At 35.7% G+C, this 17,502-nt stretch carries 11 protein-coding genes and 1 pseudogene; 9 read left to right on the plus strand and 3 right to left on the minus strand.

Annotated elements, in window-relative coordinates:
- Positions 1-142: 142 nt before the first annotated feature.
- The 3 genes and pseudogenes from NG806_RS10360 to NG806_RS10370 all read right to left on the minus strand — a co-directional run bounded on the left by NG806_RS10360 (position 143) and on the right by NG806_RS10370 (position 4,006).
- Positions 143-469, minus strand: a complete 327-nt coding sequence (locus tag NG806_RS10360) for a hypothetical protein (RefSeq protein ID WP_261512971.1) — start codon at positions 467-469, stop codon at positions 143-145.
- A pseudogene (locus NG806_RS10365) lies at positions 444-995 on the minus strand (TonB-dependent receptor plug domain-containing protein); the annotation flags it as partial. The gene NG806_RS10360 and the pseudogene NG806_RS10365, both read right to left, overlap by 26 nt.
- 131 nt (positions 996-1,126) lie before the next feature.
- Positions 1,127-4,006, minus strand: a complete 2,880-nt coding sequence (locus NG806_RS10370; RefSeq protein WP_390882588.1) for a M16 family metallopeptidase — start codon at positions 4,004-4,006, stop codon at positions 1,127-1,129.
- A 335-nt stretch (positions 4,007-4,341) separates the two neighbouring features.
- Here NG806_RS10370 and NG806_RS10375 point away from each other — a divergent pair, with 335 nt between their 5' ends.
- The 9 genes from NG806_RS10375 (at position 4,342) to NG806_RS10415 (ending at position 17,500) form a co-directional block, all read left to right on the plus strand.
- On the plus strand, positions 4,342-6,669 hold the full coding sequence (locus NG806_RS10375) for a DUF4347 domain-containing protein (protein ID WP_261512972.1): 2,328 nt from the start codon (positions 4,342-4,344) through the stop codon (positions 6,667-6,669).
- Position 6,670: 1 nt separating this feature from the next.
- Positions 6,671-7,162: a hypothetical protein gene (locus tag NG806_RS10380; RefSeq protein ID WP_261512973.1), complete on the plus strand. Its 492-nt coding sequence runs from the start codon at positions 6,671-6,673 to the stop codon at positions 7,160-7,162.
- 184 nt (positions 7,163-7,346) lie between these two features.
- Positions 7,347-8,672: a sigma-54-dependent transcriptional regulator gene (locus tag NG806_RS10385; protein ID WP_214829187.1), complete on the plus strand. Its 1,326-nt coding sequence runs from the start codon at positions 7,347-7,349 to the stop codon at positions 8,670-8,672.
- A gap of 442 nt (positions 8,673-9,114) precedes the next feature.
- A complete protein-coding gene (kdpA, locus tag NG806_RS10390; RefSeq protein ID WP_261512974.1) occupies positions 9,115-10,809 on the plus strand; it encodes a potassium-transporting ATPase subunit KdpA in 1,695 nt (564 codons plus the stop codon).
- A 173-nt stretch (positions 10,810-10,982) separates the two neighbouring features.
- A complete protein-coding gene (gene kdpB, locus NG806_RS10395) occupies positions 10,983-13,022 on the plus strand; it encodes a potassium-transporting ATPase subunit KdpB (protein ID WP_214829178.1) in 2,040 nt (679 codons plus the stop codon).
- A 12-nt stretch (positions 13,023-13,034) separates the two neighbouring features.
- Entirely contained in the window at positions 13,035-13,592 is a 558-nt protein-coding gene (locus NG806_RS10400; protein WP_261512976.1) for a K(+)-transporting ATPase subunit C, read from the plus strand.
- Between the two features lie 259 nt (positions 13,593-13,851).
- Entirely contained in the window at positions 13,852-15,222 is a 1,371-nt protein-coding gene (locus NG806_RS10405; RefSeq protein ID WP_214829174.1) for an outer membrane beta-barrel protein, read from the plus strand.
- A gap of 25 nt (positions 15,223-15,247) precedes the next feature.
- Positions 15,248-16,333: a porin gene (locus NG806_RS10410; RefSeq protein WP_261512978.1), complete on the plus strand. Its 1,086-nt coding sequence runs from the start codon at positions 15,248-15,250 to the stop codon at positions 16,331-16,333.
- Positions 16,334-16,390: 57 nt separating this feature from the next.
- Positions 16,391-17,500, plus strand: a complete 1,110-nt coding sequence (locus NG806_RS10415; RefSeq protein WP_214829170.1) for a sensor protein KdpD — start codon at positions 16,391-16,393, stop codon at positions 17,498-17,500.
- Positions 17,501-17,502 lie beyond the last annotated feature (2 nt).

Genomic DNA, 17,502 nt, shown 5'->3' on the forward strand with positions numbered 1-17,502 from the left:
AAAAAATAAGACGACTGACACATCTTAAGCTATCCAAATATAAAAAACTGACCTAAAAAAGTCAGTTTTCATATACTATATTATATGTATCAATAATGATGAACTATGTACTCATTCTCAAATGAGCCATCATCATAGAATTTTAATATGACATAACCAGGAGGTGTTTCCTGATAATAGAAGGGTTTCGCGGAATGTTTATCACCTTCACCCCACCAAAATCCAGACATCGCGCCATTACAGAAATAGTATACATCATTATACCAGCTCTGTCTAGCAGGTGCTGATGCCCACTAAGGCATCCTTTTACTTTATCTCTATGTTTATAAAAAAGATCTTTAAGGACTATGTGGTCTTTATGCTGTCCTCCTTCCCAGGTTCCGGTAACAGTAAGTATAGGATAATGCGACATGATCAATACATATTCCCCCTGAGGAATATTATAAATTATATAATGGAGTTGCTGCATCGTGTTTATATTCCATAACAGTTAATGGATCAGTTACCAGCTCCGGTAATTTCCCAACCGTTCTACTAGGCAGTATTGGTATTCACAGATACATTTAACTGTCCTCCCTTTGCTAACTGTCCTCCTTTTGCACTTTTAGTCGTGATTAATACGACTCCAAATGCTGCTCTTGCTCCATATATTGCAGCTGAAGATGCATCTTTAAGAACTGATACGTTTTCTATATCTGCAGGATTCAATCTTGGGAGCTCTTCACCACTATAAGGTACATTATCTACTAATATCAAAGGCCTGCCTCCGTTCACACTGGTAAAACCTCTTATATTAAAGTTCGCTGCTGAAGTAGCCCTTCCATTATCAATAGTAATATTAAGGTTAGGAATAAGTCCTTGAAGTCCAGCTCCAATATTGGTAATAGGTCTGTTTTCAAGTTTCTTGGCTGAAATCATATCTACCGCTCCGGTAAGATTAATTTTTTTTGCTTTCCAAAGCCTACAACCACTACCTCATCTATATCTTTAGATATGGCAAGTGTATCCGTTTTTGGAGAATTTTCTTTCTTTACACGTTTTTAAACCAATACAAGTAGATTAAGGTTTCTGAATAGAATAAGAATAGAATAAAAATAAACCCCGAACTAAGTCGGGGTTTATATATTTAGTGTCCAAAAATGTCTTTCAGACCTATTTCTTTAAATGTTCCCATTTCATTAACGGCTTCCATATTCAGGTTTTCTTTCTTCCCGATAATAGCTGTATTAAAATGCAATGGTTTTATCTCTGTTTGATAGAATTTTTTTACAACTGCAAAGTCCAGGCTTTGGATCTGTTCATAAATATCTTTTCTGAAATCGTGAGCAACTCCTATTTTTTTTAACCTTAATGTATTAAAGAAAATATTTGTTCTTGTTACTCTTGTTGAAGCAATCTGCTTCATGGCAGTATTTTTAGCATTCTCAAATTGAATGGATACCTCTGGAAGATCGTTCATCAGTTCAGACATGGTATCTACGGCAATTTGTAATTTATCCGGTTGCGTTCCAATATAGGTTGAAACATAATCCGGATGTCCCAATTCTGAATTAGCTGAATAGGAAACATATGCTGAATAGGCTAAACTTTTACTTTCGCGGATCTCCTGAAAAACAATAGACGACAAACCTCTTCCGAAATATTCATTGAAAACATTGATCTTCCCAAAATTCAAAATATTGACATTCTTTCCTTTGCCGATTTTACTCATTTCCATCTGCACCATATCGTAATTTGTGAAGTAAACATTTCCCTTGGTTTCTGGCTCAGGGTATTCTTTAGGTTCAGGAATTACAAGACTTGATACCTCAACATAGTGATCAATATAATTTTTGAAGCTTTCATAGTTTTTCCCGTAGAAAAATAACTGATAAGGAAATTTGAATAAGTTTTTCATCCGATCAGTAAATTTCTCTACGGCACTGCTTTCCAACTCTTCTTTAGAGATAACATCTGTAAAACGTGAGAATTCTCCCAATTTTGTATAATTCGTTAAAGCTGTCATGATTCGGTTTTTATCCTTTTTCACAGCTTCACGATTTTCTAAAACCGTTTCTACAAACTGACGATAGACTTCCTGATCAGGTTTTATATTCCGCATCCAATGCTGGAGGAGTTCAATTCCCTGTTGAATGTTTTCTTCCAAACCGCTTAATGAAATTAAAAGCTGATCATTGGTCGTTTTGAAATCATTACTCACTCCTATTTTAAAGAATTCTTTCTTCAAGTCTTCAGGTGAATACTTATCGGTTCCTAAATACTGAAGTAATTGTGTTGAGATTCCTAAATCACGTTCATTATCACTTCCAAAAGGAAAAATAAAATACGCTTGCGCAATATCATTATATTTATTCTTAACGAAACTCAGCTTTTTATCTTTAACAGTATCTGTTAGGATCTCTTTATCATAATCAATAAACTCCGGTTGAATATCTTCAGTTTTTTCCGCTAAAATCTGTTTTAAAAACTCTGACTGTGCTTCTCTATTAATTTTAATTGGCGTAATTCCAGGATTTTCAACCCTAATCAGTTTGTCATTAACTCCTTTTTCTTTGTTGATAATTACATAATTATCAACAAAGAAATCTTTCGCAAAATCTACAACATCTTGTTTAGTAAATGCAGCATATACATCCATTTCATTAAGTTCCTCCGCCCAGGTTCTTCCTTTAATATAGGTATCATAAAGATTTGTTGCCAAGCCATCTGCTGTCTCCAGCGCTTTCATTCTCTGAAGCTTGAAATCATTAATAATAGCCGGAAGCATCCAATCCGGAAATTCTCCTTTTTTTACCAGTTCGATTTGCTCTAAAACCATATCCTTTGCTTCATCCAAAGTCTGCGTCTCCTTAGGAACCGCTACAATTGAAAAATAGCCATATTGTTTTAAACCTACAGAAAAGGCTTGTGCCCACAGCATTCTTTGAGTTTGATTAATATGGAGATCCAATAATCCGGCCTCTCCTCTATTACTCATAATGTTAGCTGTAATATCAGCCAATATTGCTTCCTTAGTTCCATAACTATCCGTTCTCCAGGCCAATTGGACTCTTGGAGTCGTAGGGCTTTTTACCGTTCTTTTTACAATTGCTGTAAGTGGTTTCTCAATAACAGGCGTTTTCTTTGGTAATTCCTTGTATGGAATAGCTCCAAAATATTGATCAATAAGCTGAATAGCATCTTCAAAAACCAAATCCCCAACCATGACCATAGCATAATTATTAGGAACATAATATTCATCAAAATATTTATGAATTGCCTTCATAGAAGGGTTCTTTAAATGTTCCGGCTTTCCTAAAGTAGTTTGCTGACCATTAGCATGCGTTGGAAAAAGTGCATCCATCAGTTCATAATTCACAAGCCTTGAATCATTATCCTGAGCTCTGTTAAATTCTTCATATACAGATTCCAATTCTGTATGGAAAAGGCGTAAAACAACTTCCGAGAATCTCTCTTTCTCAACTTTCAGCCATTTTTCCAACTCGTTATTCGGAATATTATTCTTATAAACCGTTTCATCAAACCAAGTATGGGCATTGGTTCCGCTAGCTCCCAATGAAGAAATTACTTTATCGTATTCATTGGCAATAGCATATTGACTGGCTTCCTGAGATACCGCATCAATTTTTTTATAAATATCCTTCTTTTTTTCGGCGTCCGGTTCTGCTTTATGCTGTTCGTAAAGTTCTGAAATCTGATCAAGCAAAGCTTTCTCCTGAGTCCAATCCTGAGTTCCGATTTTGGAAGTTCCTTTAAACATCATATGCTCAAGGTAATGTGCTAAGCCTGTATTATCAGAAGGATCATTATTACTCCCGGTTCTTACAGGGATATAGGTCTGAATTCTTGGCGCATCAAAATTTTGAGCAAGAAAAACCTTTAATCCGTTCTTAAGAGTATACACTCTTACCCCGTTTTCATCGTGAGTGATGCTTATATATTCGTAGTTGTTTTTATCTGTATGAATCGTCTCCTTATATCTTTTGTCCGTCATATGTAAATTCATTTTCATTCTTTAAATAGAATGCCTTACAAATGTAAGGAATAGAAAAAGAAGACTTTCCAATTTTATTAATTTTTAAATCTATGGTGACGATTTATTATTCCAAATGAATTAACATTAATTTTTCGTATTTACCACAAAACTTAACGGAAAGCTTCTCATAGCCGGATTATCGTTAAAAATAATCACAATACAGTGAAAACTAATTGCAAATATTAACTTAAAATTACATTATCAATAATTATATTTTATTATTTTTATATAACCAACACCTAAGCACCCAAAATATTATGAGAAAAATTTTATTCAGCATTTTTTTGTTCATATTTATATTACATATGTGCAAAACGTCACCATCTGTTTTTATAGACGCTTCACTATCAAACTTTCCAACCGTAAAAATCAAGGAAGAGAAAAAGGCTTTTCACATTTTCTCTCATGGAAGGCCTGGTGAACTTTTTATTAATGGACAATGGTTAGAAAAAGAGAAGATATTATATTTTTTAAAAGACAAAATAAAAGAGCAAAAAGAACTTCTTATTTACGGCTGTGAATTCGCAAAAGGTAAAAAAGGAAAAGAAGCTGTTCATTATCTTGAGAAAAAATTAAATATAAAGATCTCAGCCTCTACGGATCTTACAGGTTTGGATGGCAATTGGACTCTTGAATATGGTAAAAGCCTCCAAACACTAAAATTATCAGCATATAAGGGAAGTTTACAATTAGATAATCTTCATTATCTTAATCCTATTGTATTTACCAATTATCCACTTGATATTACTCAGGAGTTCATTTATCTTTCTACACCATCCCTGTCAAATATTACAATTTCTGTCAATTACGCTTCAGGAAATGGTAATCCGAGAATGTCTGTTTTAGATATCAACAGTAATACCTCTGCAATTATCACTGACGGGTTGATTACGATAAGCAATACCCAGCCTAAAAGAATCAGTTTTATCAATCCATCCAATACCGTAATTACACCAGGACAATCTCCTATCACATTACCTTCTACAAGCGCAGGAACAATTATTTCCGGTGATACTGCAGGACTTGTATTTGCATCCACCGGTAATTTTTATGTTAACTATAGGGGGCGGCAGACCAATCATGCAGGAACAGTTCTTACCAAGGGCGAATCAGCTTTAGGAAAAGAATTCAGATGGGGAGGCTCTCCAACGCAAAATCCCACAGCTACCGAAGATGTAGGTAACATCCTCTCTGTAATGGCCACTGAAGACAATACAAACATAGACATATCAGATATTAAACCTGGTGTGGAGTTCCTAAACGGTACTAATCCCACACCACTTATCGGCACTTCATTCCATAGAACCTTACAGAAGGGGGAAACATTTATACTTTACGCACCAGTAAAAACAGGTGGAATAACAATACAAGATACAGGATGGCTGGGATCAAAAATTATATCAAATAAAAACGTAAGTGTCGTTGTAGGAGGACTTATGATGTTAGGAGCTTCTGGCACAGCGAGAGATTTTGGTCTGGATCAGCTTATTCCCGTTAATCAAATAGGTGTTGAATACATTGTTATGCAGGGAGCAGGTGGAAATAATGAAAGGTTAATTGTTGTAGCAACTGCGGACAACACTACTATTACTTTAAATGGATCTCCTACTCCTTTATTAACATTAGCAAACGCCGGGGATTATGCCGTTATCAATGCAGCTGGAAACTTTAATGCAAATGGGAATTTATATCTTAAAGCCAGTAAGCCATCCTATGTATTTCACAAAATATATGGGAGTGCTGGAGGTGCTACCAATAATATTGTTCTGGTCGCCCCATTATCGTGTTTTGGTCAGAATGAAATTGATCTGATTCCCGATGCCCATAAAATTGGCAATACCGGTTATGCAAATACCATATTATCAATTCTTACGACGGCAGGAAATACACCTACTGTTACCATTAACGGAAATGCTGTTGTGCCTTCTCAAAGTGCAGGAACAGTAGATGGAAACAGCACCTGGGTAAGTTATAGATATCCGATAGGAGATGCAGTAAATGATGTAAAAAATGTAAAAGTAACATCCACAGGAACTATTCAGGCGGATCTGCTGGGAGCTGATACAAATGCTGGTTTCGGAGGTTATTTTTCTGGTTTTGGAACTACTCCAATAGTAACCATCTCACTAAGCACTCCTTATCCCCAGGCTTGTATAGGACAATCTATTTTATCTGTCCCTACAGGTTTGGGTACCTACCAGTGGTATAAAGACGGAGTCCTTATTCCGGGAGCAACAAATAATACTTACACATTGCCTATTACAGATATTTCCCCTGCCGAATACAGTATTATAGTAACTACACCCGGAGGATGTACTATTAGTTCTAACTTCGTTAAAAGTGATACATGTCCTTGTTCTAAGCCCGGCACAACCGGTACTCCCAACTCTGGAACTAAGTTCGGCATATCGATTAGAAATGCAAGAAGTTCGAGTAACTGGCCTCATGACGTTAACAATGGATTTGTAGCTCTGGAAGGTAATAGCAAAGGTTTTGTTATTACAAGGATCAGTAATCCTGAAACATCGATCACACAACCGGTGGAAGGAATGATTGTTTATGATACAGATGACAGCTGTATTAAGCTTTATAATGGAACATCTTGGAACTGTATACAACAAACCTGTAATTAATATGAAAAAGCTAATATTATTAATATTTATACCTGTTGCGTTAAACGCACAAGTTGCTATAGGAAAAGAACAAGTAGATGGAAGTGGTATTTTAGATTTTACTACGGGAACTACTAATGGGATCATCTTACCTCAGGTATTGGATAGTGAAACCATGACTTCTACGGAGCCCGGAACATTGGTTTTCGATTTAACCACATCCAGAGTAAAATATTTTAATGGTGCATGGGTAGATCTTTCTGACAAAACGGGAACCAGCCCTACCCTTATTACTGGAAATGATATTACCGATCGTGGGGTTATTATTGGAGCTGCCTCTTCAACTGCAAATGGAGTTTTGGTTTTAGAATCAGCTGATAAAGCACTTATTCTTCCTAAAATAACAGATCCTGTAACGAATGTAAAATCCCCAGTTGCGGGAATGATCTGCTATGACCCTACTACCAAACTTATTTGTGTTTATAATGGTAATGAATGGTTTTTCTGGAAATAAAACTCATTAAAAAAGAAGAAAAATATAAACCTTTACCGAATCTGGTAAAGGTTTTTATTTAAGAATAGTTTTTTTGTTATTTTCTATTTGGTTTTATCTAATCTTATCTAAAATATCAGGAATATTGGGTTTGTATCTTGAACTTTGTTTAAGTTTGCATAAGGTTTTACCTAAAATATATACCATGTCCGGAAATATTCTTATCATCGATGATGAGCTCAAACTTCTCAAACTTTTGGGAATGATCCTTTCTCAGGAAGATTTTAATGTAAAAGAAGCTTCTACCGCACGTTCTGCTATGACGATGCTCGAACAATATGAGTTTGATGTTGTTTTAAGTGATGTCAGACTTCCCGATGCATTTGGAGTTGAACTTGTAAGATCCATCAAAACAAAATATCCACATCAGGAGATCATTTTGATGACCGCTTTCGGGAATATTACTGATGCTGTTCAGGCCATGAAGAACGGAGCTTATGACTATCTGGTAAAAGGAGATGATAACGATAAAATTATCCCTCTGGTGTATAAAGCTTTGGATAAAGTAAAAGATAATAAATCTAAAATTGTTCAGAAAAGTGATATACAAAAGGGGTTCGATCAGATTATAGGAAGCTCTTCTGCCATTCTTCAGGCTAAAAAACTGGCTGAAAAAGTTGCTTTAACAGATGCTACTGTACTGTTGACAGGAGAGACGGGAACCGGAAAAGAGGTTTTTGCCAATGCCATTCATGAAGGAAGTGATAGAAAGAAAAATAATTTTGTCGCCATCAACTGCTCTGCATTCAGTAAAGAAATTCTTGAAAGTGAACTTTTTGGCCATAAACAAGGATCTTTCACAGGAGCAATTAAAGATAAAAAAGGATTGGTAGAAGAAGCCAACGGCGGTACTTTATTTTTAGATGAAATCGGAGAAATGCCTATTGAGCTTCAGGCTAAATTACTTCGTGTACTTGAAACCCACGAATTCATGAAAATGGGTGAAACAAAAGTTTCAAAATCAGATTTCAGATTAATTGCTGCAACAAACAGAAATCTGGAAGACGAAATCAAACAGGGAAATTTCAGGGAAGATCTGTATTTCAGACTGAATGTTTTTGAAATCAACCTCCCTCCACTTCGTGAAAGAAAAGAAGACTTAAAAGTATTAGCCAAAAACTTCGTTGATATCTTTTCACATAAACTTCACCTCACTTCTGTAGAGGTTTCGGCAGATTATTATAAAACATTAGAAAAAAACGACTGGAAAGGAAACATCCGTGAGTTAAGAAATACGATAGAAAGGAGTTTAATTTTAATGAATGACCATACTCTGGATGCTGAAAGCCTTCCCCATTATTTAGAAAAAGTAACAGGCGATAAAGATTCTTTAAGCATCAGGTCTTTAGAAAAAGAACACATCCAGAAAGTTCTGCATTACACCAAAGGTAACAAAGCTGAAGCCGCGAGACTGCTCGAGATTGGTATTGCCACGTTATACCGCAAGTTGGAAGAGTATGGATTAAGATAAATACTACCCTATCATTTTAATAAAGAGCCTATCATTTTGATAGGCTTTTCTGTTTTTGGCAGGTTCTCAAATAGCACACAACACTCTATTACAAAGCAACTTAACAAAAAAAACAAAAAAATGGATTCTTTTTTGGCATTAGAGATATAGAATAAAATATTTTAAAATGACTATTTCAAAAAAAACATTCAAAAAACGAGATCATTCGAAGTTTAGCTTCCTGATCGTGTCGTATGTACTGTTTACCCTTTTAACTTTAATTGTAACGCTATGATGTTGGTAATTTTATTAGTACTGAGTGCCATTTTATTTTGGCTTTTGTATAAATCCGTTGAATTTTTTGATAAAATATAAAGCTATGTGGAGTTTATTTTTTCTTTCAATACTAGCCTTTGTGTATATCTGCTATGTTTTAATAAAACCTGAAAAATTTTAATCAGCCATGAATACAGAAATTTTAGGCATCGTAGCGATGTTCGCAATCACATTGGTAATAGGGATATTTTTAGGTAAATATATTGCTAATGTCTATGGTCATAAAAAGACTTTTTTAGATCCTGTTTTTCAGCCTCTTGAAAACTTTGTTTATAAGATATCAGGGATTAATCCTAACCGTCAGATGAATTGGAAACAGAATATGTTTGCCATGCTGACGATCAATCTTGTTTGGTTTGTCATTGGATTTTTTATCCTGCTCAACCAATCCTGGCTTCCACTAAATCCCGATGGAAATCCAGATATGTCACCCGATCTTGCTTTCAATACAGCAATTTCTTTTTTAGTGAATTGTAATTTACAGCATTATTCCGGAGAAACGGGAGTAAGTTATTTAAGTCAATTATACTTAATGTTCCTTCAGTTTGTAACTGCTGCAACGGGAATGGCAGCTATGGCTGTACTTTTCAAAGCGTTTAAGGAAAAATCAACGTCGGAATTAGGAAATTTCTTCGATTTTTTTACAAAATCTATGGTCAGAATATTAATTCCGATCAGTATTATTGTTGCTTTTATTCTTTCTGCTAATGGAACTCCTATGACTTTTGATGGTAAAGATCATATCACAACCTTAGAAGGTCAAAAAGTAGATGTTTCAAGAGGTCCGGCTGCTGCTTTTGTTTCTATTAAACATTTAGGAACAAACGGAGGTGGTTTTTTTGGCACCAACTCAGCACATCCACTTGAGAACCCTAATTATATGACGAATATGACAGAGATGATCGCTCAGATGATCATTCCGTTCGCATTGGTTTTTGCTTTAGGATTTTATTTAAAAAAGAGAAAACTTTCCTGGACAATATTTACGGTAATGACCATCGGTTTTCTGGCCCTTACTATTCCTAATGTTATTAATGAAACAAATGGCAACCCACTCATTACACAAATGGGTACTGATAGTCATTTAGGAGCTATGGAAGGTAAAGAAATTCGTTTTGGAAGTGCTGCATCAGGCTATTGGAGTATTGCTACAACAGTAATTTCTACAGGTTCTGTAAATGCAATGCACGACAGTACCATGCCATTATCGGGAATGAATCAGCTTCTTGCCATGATGATCAACTGTTTCTATGGAGGTTGTGGTGTTGGAATTCTGAACTACTTCATATTCATCATTCTCGCTGTATTCATGAGTGGGCTGATGGTAGGAAGGACACCAGAGTTTATGGGTAAAAAAATTGAGGCTAAAGAAATGAAAATTGCAATGATTGTTGCCTTATTCCACCCTTTCTTAATTCTTGTCGGAACAGCTCTAACCGCTTACTTACCAGAATTTGGAGCTAAAACATTAAATAATCCAGGATTTCATGGATTCAGTGAAATGCTGTATGAATTTACTTCTTCTTCCGCTAATAACGGATCAGGATTTGAAGGGCTGGGAGATAATACACCATGGTGGAACATTTCTACAGGAATTGTGCTTTTACTTTCAAGGTTTATTCCAATTATAGGTCCTATTGCTATTGCTGGGTATCTGGCTGAGAAAAAATACATTCCGGAAAGTGCAGGTACTTTGAAAACGGATACGGCCACATTTGGATTCATGACGTTAGCCGTGATCCTCCTTATTGCAGCCTTGTCTTTCTTCCCGGCACTTACATTAGGGCCAATCGCAGAACAACTTCAATATTTTTCTAAATAAATGAAATTAAAACCAATAGTAAACCATTAAGAAATTCAGGATACTAAGAACTCAAAACTAGTTTATAGTTCATAAAACATTCACTTGAAAAATATTATCCATTTCAAATCTTAGGTCTTCTATCAACCTTAATGGTTCACGTTGGTTTCAAATTATATAACTCTTTCAAAAAAATGAAAAATCAATCACAAACATTGTTTCAAAAAGATTTGGTAAACGAAGCTATCAAACAGTCTTTCGTAAAACTGAATCCGAAAATTATGTTTAAAAATCCCGTCATGTTCCTGGTCGAGATCGGAACAATCATTATGTTTATTGTGAGCTTATTCAGCTTAACGGGAGACAAAACACAGGGAAGTTTTTCCTATAATTTCTTAGTATTCATTATTTTATTTTTCACGGTCTTATTCGCCAATTTTGCTGAAGCTATTGCTGAGGCAAGAGGTAAAGCACAGGCAGACACCCTTAGAAAAACCCGTGAAGAAACTCCTGCTAAGCTGATCATTGATAATAAGCCGGGATTTCAGGTGGAAACTACATTAAAAATGTCTGCCGAAATGAAGCTTGGTGATATTTTCTTTTGTGAAGCGGGTGATCAGATCCCTATGGATGGAGAGATCATCGAAGGTTTAGCGACCATAGATGAATCTGCAATTACTGGAGAAAGTGCACCGGTCATTCGTGAAGCTGGCGGAGATAAAAGTTCTGTAACCGGAGGTACAAAAGTACTTTCAGATCGTATTAAAGTGAAAGTAACCACAAAACCTGGAGAATCTTTTCTTGATAAAATGATTGCCCTTGTTGAAGGTGCTTCACGACAAAAAACACCTAACGAAATCGCATTAACTATACTTTTAGCAGGGTTTACCCTTACATTTATAATTGTTACCCTTACTTTAAAACCTTTTGCAGACTACGCGCAGACACCGATTACCATTGCGGCATTTATATCACTTTTCGTTTGTCTGATACCCACAACGATCGGAGGTCTGCTTTCTGCAATTGGAATTGCCGGGATGGACAGAGCCTTAAGAGCAAATGTTATTACCAAAAGTGGTAAGGCAGTAGAAACAGCGGGAGACATTGATGTTTTACTTCTTGATAAAACAGGAACGATTACCATCGGTAACCGTAAAGCAACACAATTTCACCCAGCTAACAACATTAAACTGGAAGAGTTTATTAAAGCTTCAGCACTAAGTTCAGTAGCTGATGAGACTCCGGAAGGAAAATCAATTATTGAATTAAGTGAATTAAAACCTCAGGATTTATTGGTTCCCAGCCCTACTTATATCGAATTTACCGCTGAAACAAGAACTTCAGGAATTGATTTCGAAGATACAAGAATCAGAAAAGGAGCTTATGACACCATTAAAAAACTGACTGAAAAAGCGGGAAACATCTTTCCTCAGGAAACTCAGGATGCCACCACAAAAATTTCTGAAAACGGAGGAACTCCATTGGTTGTTTCTGTAAATGAAGTGGTTTGGGGAGTGATTGAGCTTCAGGATATTATTAAAACCGGAATTCAGGAACGTTTTCAGCGTTTGAGAAAAATGGGTGTTAAAACGGTGATGGTGACCGGAGACAATCCTTTAACAGCCAAATTTATCGCAGAAAAAGCTGGTGTTGATGATTTCATAGCTGAAGCTAAACCTGAAGATAAAATGAATTATATCAAAAAAGAACAACAGTCCGGAAAACTTGTGGCGATGATGGGAGACGGAACAAATGATGCACCCGCTCTTGCTCAGGCTGATGTAGGTGTAGCAATGAACAGTGGAACACAGGCTGCAAAAGAAGCCGGGAACATGGTCGATCTTGATAATGACCCTACAAAACTAATTGAGATTGTAGAAATAGGAAAACAGTTATTAATGACACGTGGAACCTTAACCACTTTTAGTATTGCCAATGACGTTGCTAAGTATTTTGCCATTATTCCGGCACTGTTTATCACCTTCATTCCAGCTCTTCAGAAGTTAAACATTATGAACCTCCACAGCCCTGAATCAGCAATTTTATCGGCGATTATTTTCAACGCGATTATTATCCCGATCCTGATTCCATTGGCTTTAAAAGGGGTCGCTTATAAACCGATCGGTGCAAGTGCCTTGTTAAGAAGAAATCTCTTGATCTATGGTGTTGGGGGGATCATCGCTCCATTTATCGGGATAAAAGTTATCGACCTATTCATCAGTTTATTCTTTTAAAAAATTAAAAAAATGAAAAATTATATTTTATCAGCATTGAAACTGACTTTTGTAATGCTGATTCTTGTAGGGGTTTATTTGATCTTTGTTTATGCAGGCTCAAAAGTATTACCTACTCAAGGAAATGCAGAAATCATCAATCATAATGGACAAAAGTTTTACGCTAATATCGGACAGGATTTTAAGTCTCCAAAATATTTTCACGGTCGTCCATCCGCAGTTGATTATAATGCAGCGGGAAGCGCAGGAAGTAACAAAGGACCAAGCAATGCAGAGTATCTTGAAACGGTACAAAAAAGAATTGACACTCTAAAAATGCAGAATCCGGAAATGACTGATACAAAAGTTCCTGTAGAATTGGTTACAGCAAGCGGAAGTGGATTAGATCCTGACATTTCTGATGAAGGAGCCCTTTATCAGGTAAAAAGAATAGCAAAAGAAAGAAATCTTCCGGAAGCTAAAATTGAAAGTCTTGTGAAAACAAATACTGAAAAACCTCTTATAGGACTTTTCGGACCTTCAAAGGTGAACGTATTAAAACTCAATATCGCTTTAGATCAATTAAAATAAAAAATATATTCATTTTCTTTTTGTCTTAAGAAGACCCATCTGGTCAAATAAAATTCAATAAGAAAACTTCAATTAAAAATGAATTCTGTTTCCTACAATTCTACATGGACGGGCATCAAAACTTTCAAGTTCAAATAGATCCCGTTTCCTAATCATAAAACATTCTTATCGTGAACAGAATTCATTTTCTTATCATCCTTTTTAAGTGGAAAGTTGTTTCCACGTATTACTGCAACACATTATTATCAATATTTATATAATGAAATCAAAAACTTTTCAAGCAGCATTTTTCTTAGGACTTACTGCTTTAAGCCAAATCAATGCCCAAGAAATTAAAAAAGATTCAGTTTTAGGCAAACCTAAAGATTCCTTAATCACAAAAACTGAATCCAGAATTCCTTTTGACGGATATGATCTTACGTGGATCAATGGTCAAAATCGTCAGACAGACTTTCCTTTAACCCTAAAAGACAAAGATGGAGAAACTATACTTACTGGTGTAACGTATGTAGATGCTTATTACAATTATGATTTTAACCGTCCAAAGGATAATACCCATACTATTTCTTCAGCCATAGGACGTTCTAATGAAGTAACCATTAATATGGCAAGTATTGGATTAGAAACCAATTATAAGAACATAATTGGGCGTTTATGGTTGCAATATGGACAGATGGGTTCTATTGTTCAGGACCTCGATGGTACTGTGAATCACGGTAAAAATACAAGCGGAGGCAACTTAAAAAACATTCGTGAAGCTTCTGCAGGGTATCATTTCGATGTGATGCATGGTTTGAATGTAGAAGCCGGTATTTTCATGAGTTATATTGGGTTGGAAAGTTACGTTTTAGGAGAAAACTGGAATTACCAGAGAAGTTTGGTGTGTGATTTTACTCCTTTCTACTTCCAGGGAGCAAGAATTCAGGCTTTTCCTTCAAAAAAATTCAAAACCGAGATTTGGGTTCTCAATGGATGGCAGACTTATAATTCATGGAATACAGGTCTTGGATTAGGAGTTTCCAATTATTACCGTCCTAATGAAAATTTACAATTGGTAGCCAATTTTTACCTTAATGGAAAAGATACCAGAAACAATCCCGGAGTTCGCCGATTCCACCATGATCACAGTATTGTAGCCAGATATTACAAAAACAAAGAAAGTAAGGGATTATCTCAGGCAGCATTCAGTATCAATAACCATTATGGATTTCAAAGTGGTGGTGGTATAAAAGCTAAGGACAACTATATGATCGGTACTTCTGTTGCAAACAGACTTTGGTTCCACAACAATAAAATTGCTTTAACCCTAAGAGCGGATGCGGTTTCAAATCCGGGTGCTTATTTAGCATTTACGCCTTCTCCTGTTGCTCAGAATGATTTTAATGATGCCATTGCTTCTGGAGAAAAGCTTAAAATGTTTCAGGGAACAGCAACCGTGGATATTATGCCTAATCAGTTTGTAACATTCAGATTGGAATATGGATTCAGAAAAAGCAACATCCCTTATTTTGCAGGAAGAGATGGAACAACCAGTCCGGACGGATGGATAGACACTCCTATAGAGTCCTGGAGACCTGATCTTAGAAAATCTGACAGCAGGTTTACATTAGCCGTAATGTTCAGATTGTAATACATTATTTAACTATTAAAACTACATGAAAAAATATATTGTTGTTGGGATATTATTAGGAATATTTTTTCCAAAAGCTCAAACTTCGGATTCAACAAAACTAAGTCCTAAAATAAAATTCTCTGCCTATGCGGAACTCTTTTATACTTATGATTTTAATGAACCGGCTAATCATCTTCGTCAAAATTTTTTATACTCATACAATAGACATAATGAAGTAAATCTTAACTTAGGATTGGTAAAAGCGTCTTATGAAAGTGATCAGCTTCGTGCTAATCTTAGTTTAATGGCAGGAACTTATGCTCAAGATAATATGGCAGCCGAACAAGATGCTTTACGTTATGTAAATGAAGCTAATATTGGAATTAAAATTTCCAAAAATAAGAACTTATGGATCGATGCGGGAATAATGCCATCCCACATTGGTTGGGAAAGTGCGATAGGAAAAGACAACTTCAATCTGACAAGGAGTCTGGCAGCAGAAAATTCTCCTTATTTTGAAACGGGTGCCAAAATTTCCTACACCTCAGATAACGGAAAATGGTTTTTAAGTGGATTGGTATTGAACGGATGGCAGCGTATTGCAAAACCTGAAGGTAATCAGACCATTTCTTTCGGGCATCAGGTAACCTACAAACCCAATGATAGAATTACATTAAACAGCAGTTCATTCATAGGAAATGATAAGGCAAAAGATGATAAAAGAATGCGTTATTTCCATGATTTACATGGAATTTTCCAGGTGACAAAACAGTTTTCTACGATCTTAGGTTTTGACATTGGAGCGGAACAAAAAACAAAAGGAAGCGATCAGTACAACATCTGGTATACTCCGAATGTTCTGATGAAGTATCAGTTCGATGATAAATGGGCATTGGCAGGAAGATTTGAATATTATAATGATAAAAATGGAGTAATCATCGACACAAAAACTCCAAACGGCTTTCAGACCTTCGGATATTCTGTGAATGTAGATTATGCCATTTTGAAGAATGTCGTATTTCGTACAGAAGCCAGAGGCTTTACTTCAAAAGATGCGATCTTTGTACAAAATAATGAGTTGAAACAGGGGAATTTTTTCATTACAACAAGTCTTGCAGCTTGGTTTTAATAATAAATTTAGCCACAGAAAAAAGTGTTTAAAATAAAATTAAAAAGAATAAAATCAATGTCATCAGCAGAACAATTTTTAGAACTGATCCAAAAATCCAAAAAAGGAAAATTCAAGATCTATATTGGAATGAGCGCCGGTGTGGGAAAAACCTTTCGTATGCTTCAGGAAGCTCATGCTCTCTTACGAAATGGTATCGATGTAAAAATAGGTTATATTGAAACCCACGGTCGGGAGGAAACAGTCGCGTTAGTTGATGGCATTCCAGAAATAGCAAGGAGATCCGTATTTTATAAAGGGAAAAATCTCGAAGAGATGGATCTGCAATCCATTATCAATGAACATCCTGAAGTAGTTCTTGTAGATGAACTGGCACATACCAATGTGGAAGGTTCAAAAAACAAAAAAAGATGGCAGGATGTTCTTGAGATTCTGGATAATGGAATCAATGTGATCAGCGCAATGAATATTCAGCATATTGAAAGTCTGAATGAAGAGGTCAAAAAAATTACTGGTGTAGAGGTTTCAGAGCGTGTTCCGGATAAAATCCTTGCCCTTGCTGATGAGGTTGTAAATATAGATTTAACAGCTGATGAACTTTTAACAAGATTAAAAGAAGGAAAGATCTATAAAAAAGATAAAATTCAGACGGCATTAAATAACTTTTTCCAAAGCGGACATATTCTACAACTTCGGGAGCTTTCATTAAAAGAAGTAGCTACACACGTTGAGAGAAAGGTTGAAACTGAAATCAAAACTGAAAACTTTAAGCCTATTAAGTTTCTCGCCTGTATCAGTAGTAATGAAAAAATTGCCAAAAATATTATCCGGAAAACAGCTCGTCTGGCCAGCTATTATAACAGTCCATGGACTGTTTTATACGTTCAGAAACCTTCTGAAAATCCAGAAAAAATAGCCTTAAATAAGCAACGATATTTAATTAATAATTTTAATTTAGCACAAGAAATGGGTGCTAAAGTAATCCGGATAAAGGAAAGCAGCGTTCATAAAGGAATTTTGGACTATGTGATTCAGCATAATATCACAACAGTCTGTATTGGAAAACCCCATTCTCATTTCTGGCAAAGACTTTCAGGTTACAGTTGGATCTACACATTAATGAACCGATTGAACGAACGACAGATAGACATTATCATTTTATCTTAAGA

Origin of the sequence: Chryseobacterium paludis (assembly GCF_025403485.1) — a bacterium.
GTDB classification, from domain to species: Bacteria; Bacteroidota; Bacteroidia; order Flavobacteriales; family Weeksellaceae; genus Chryseobacterium; species Chryseobacterium paludis.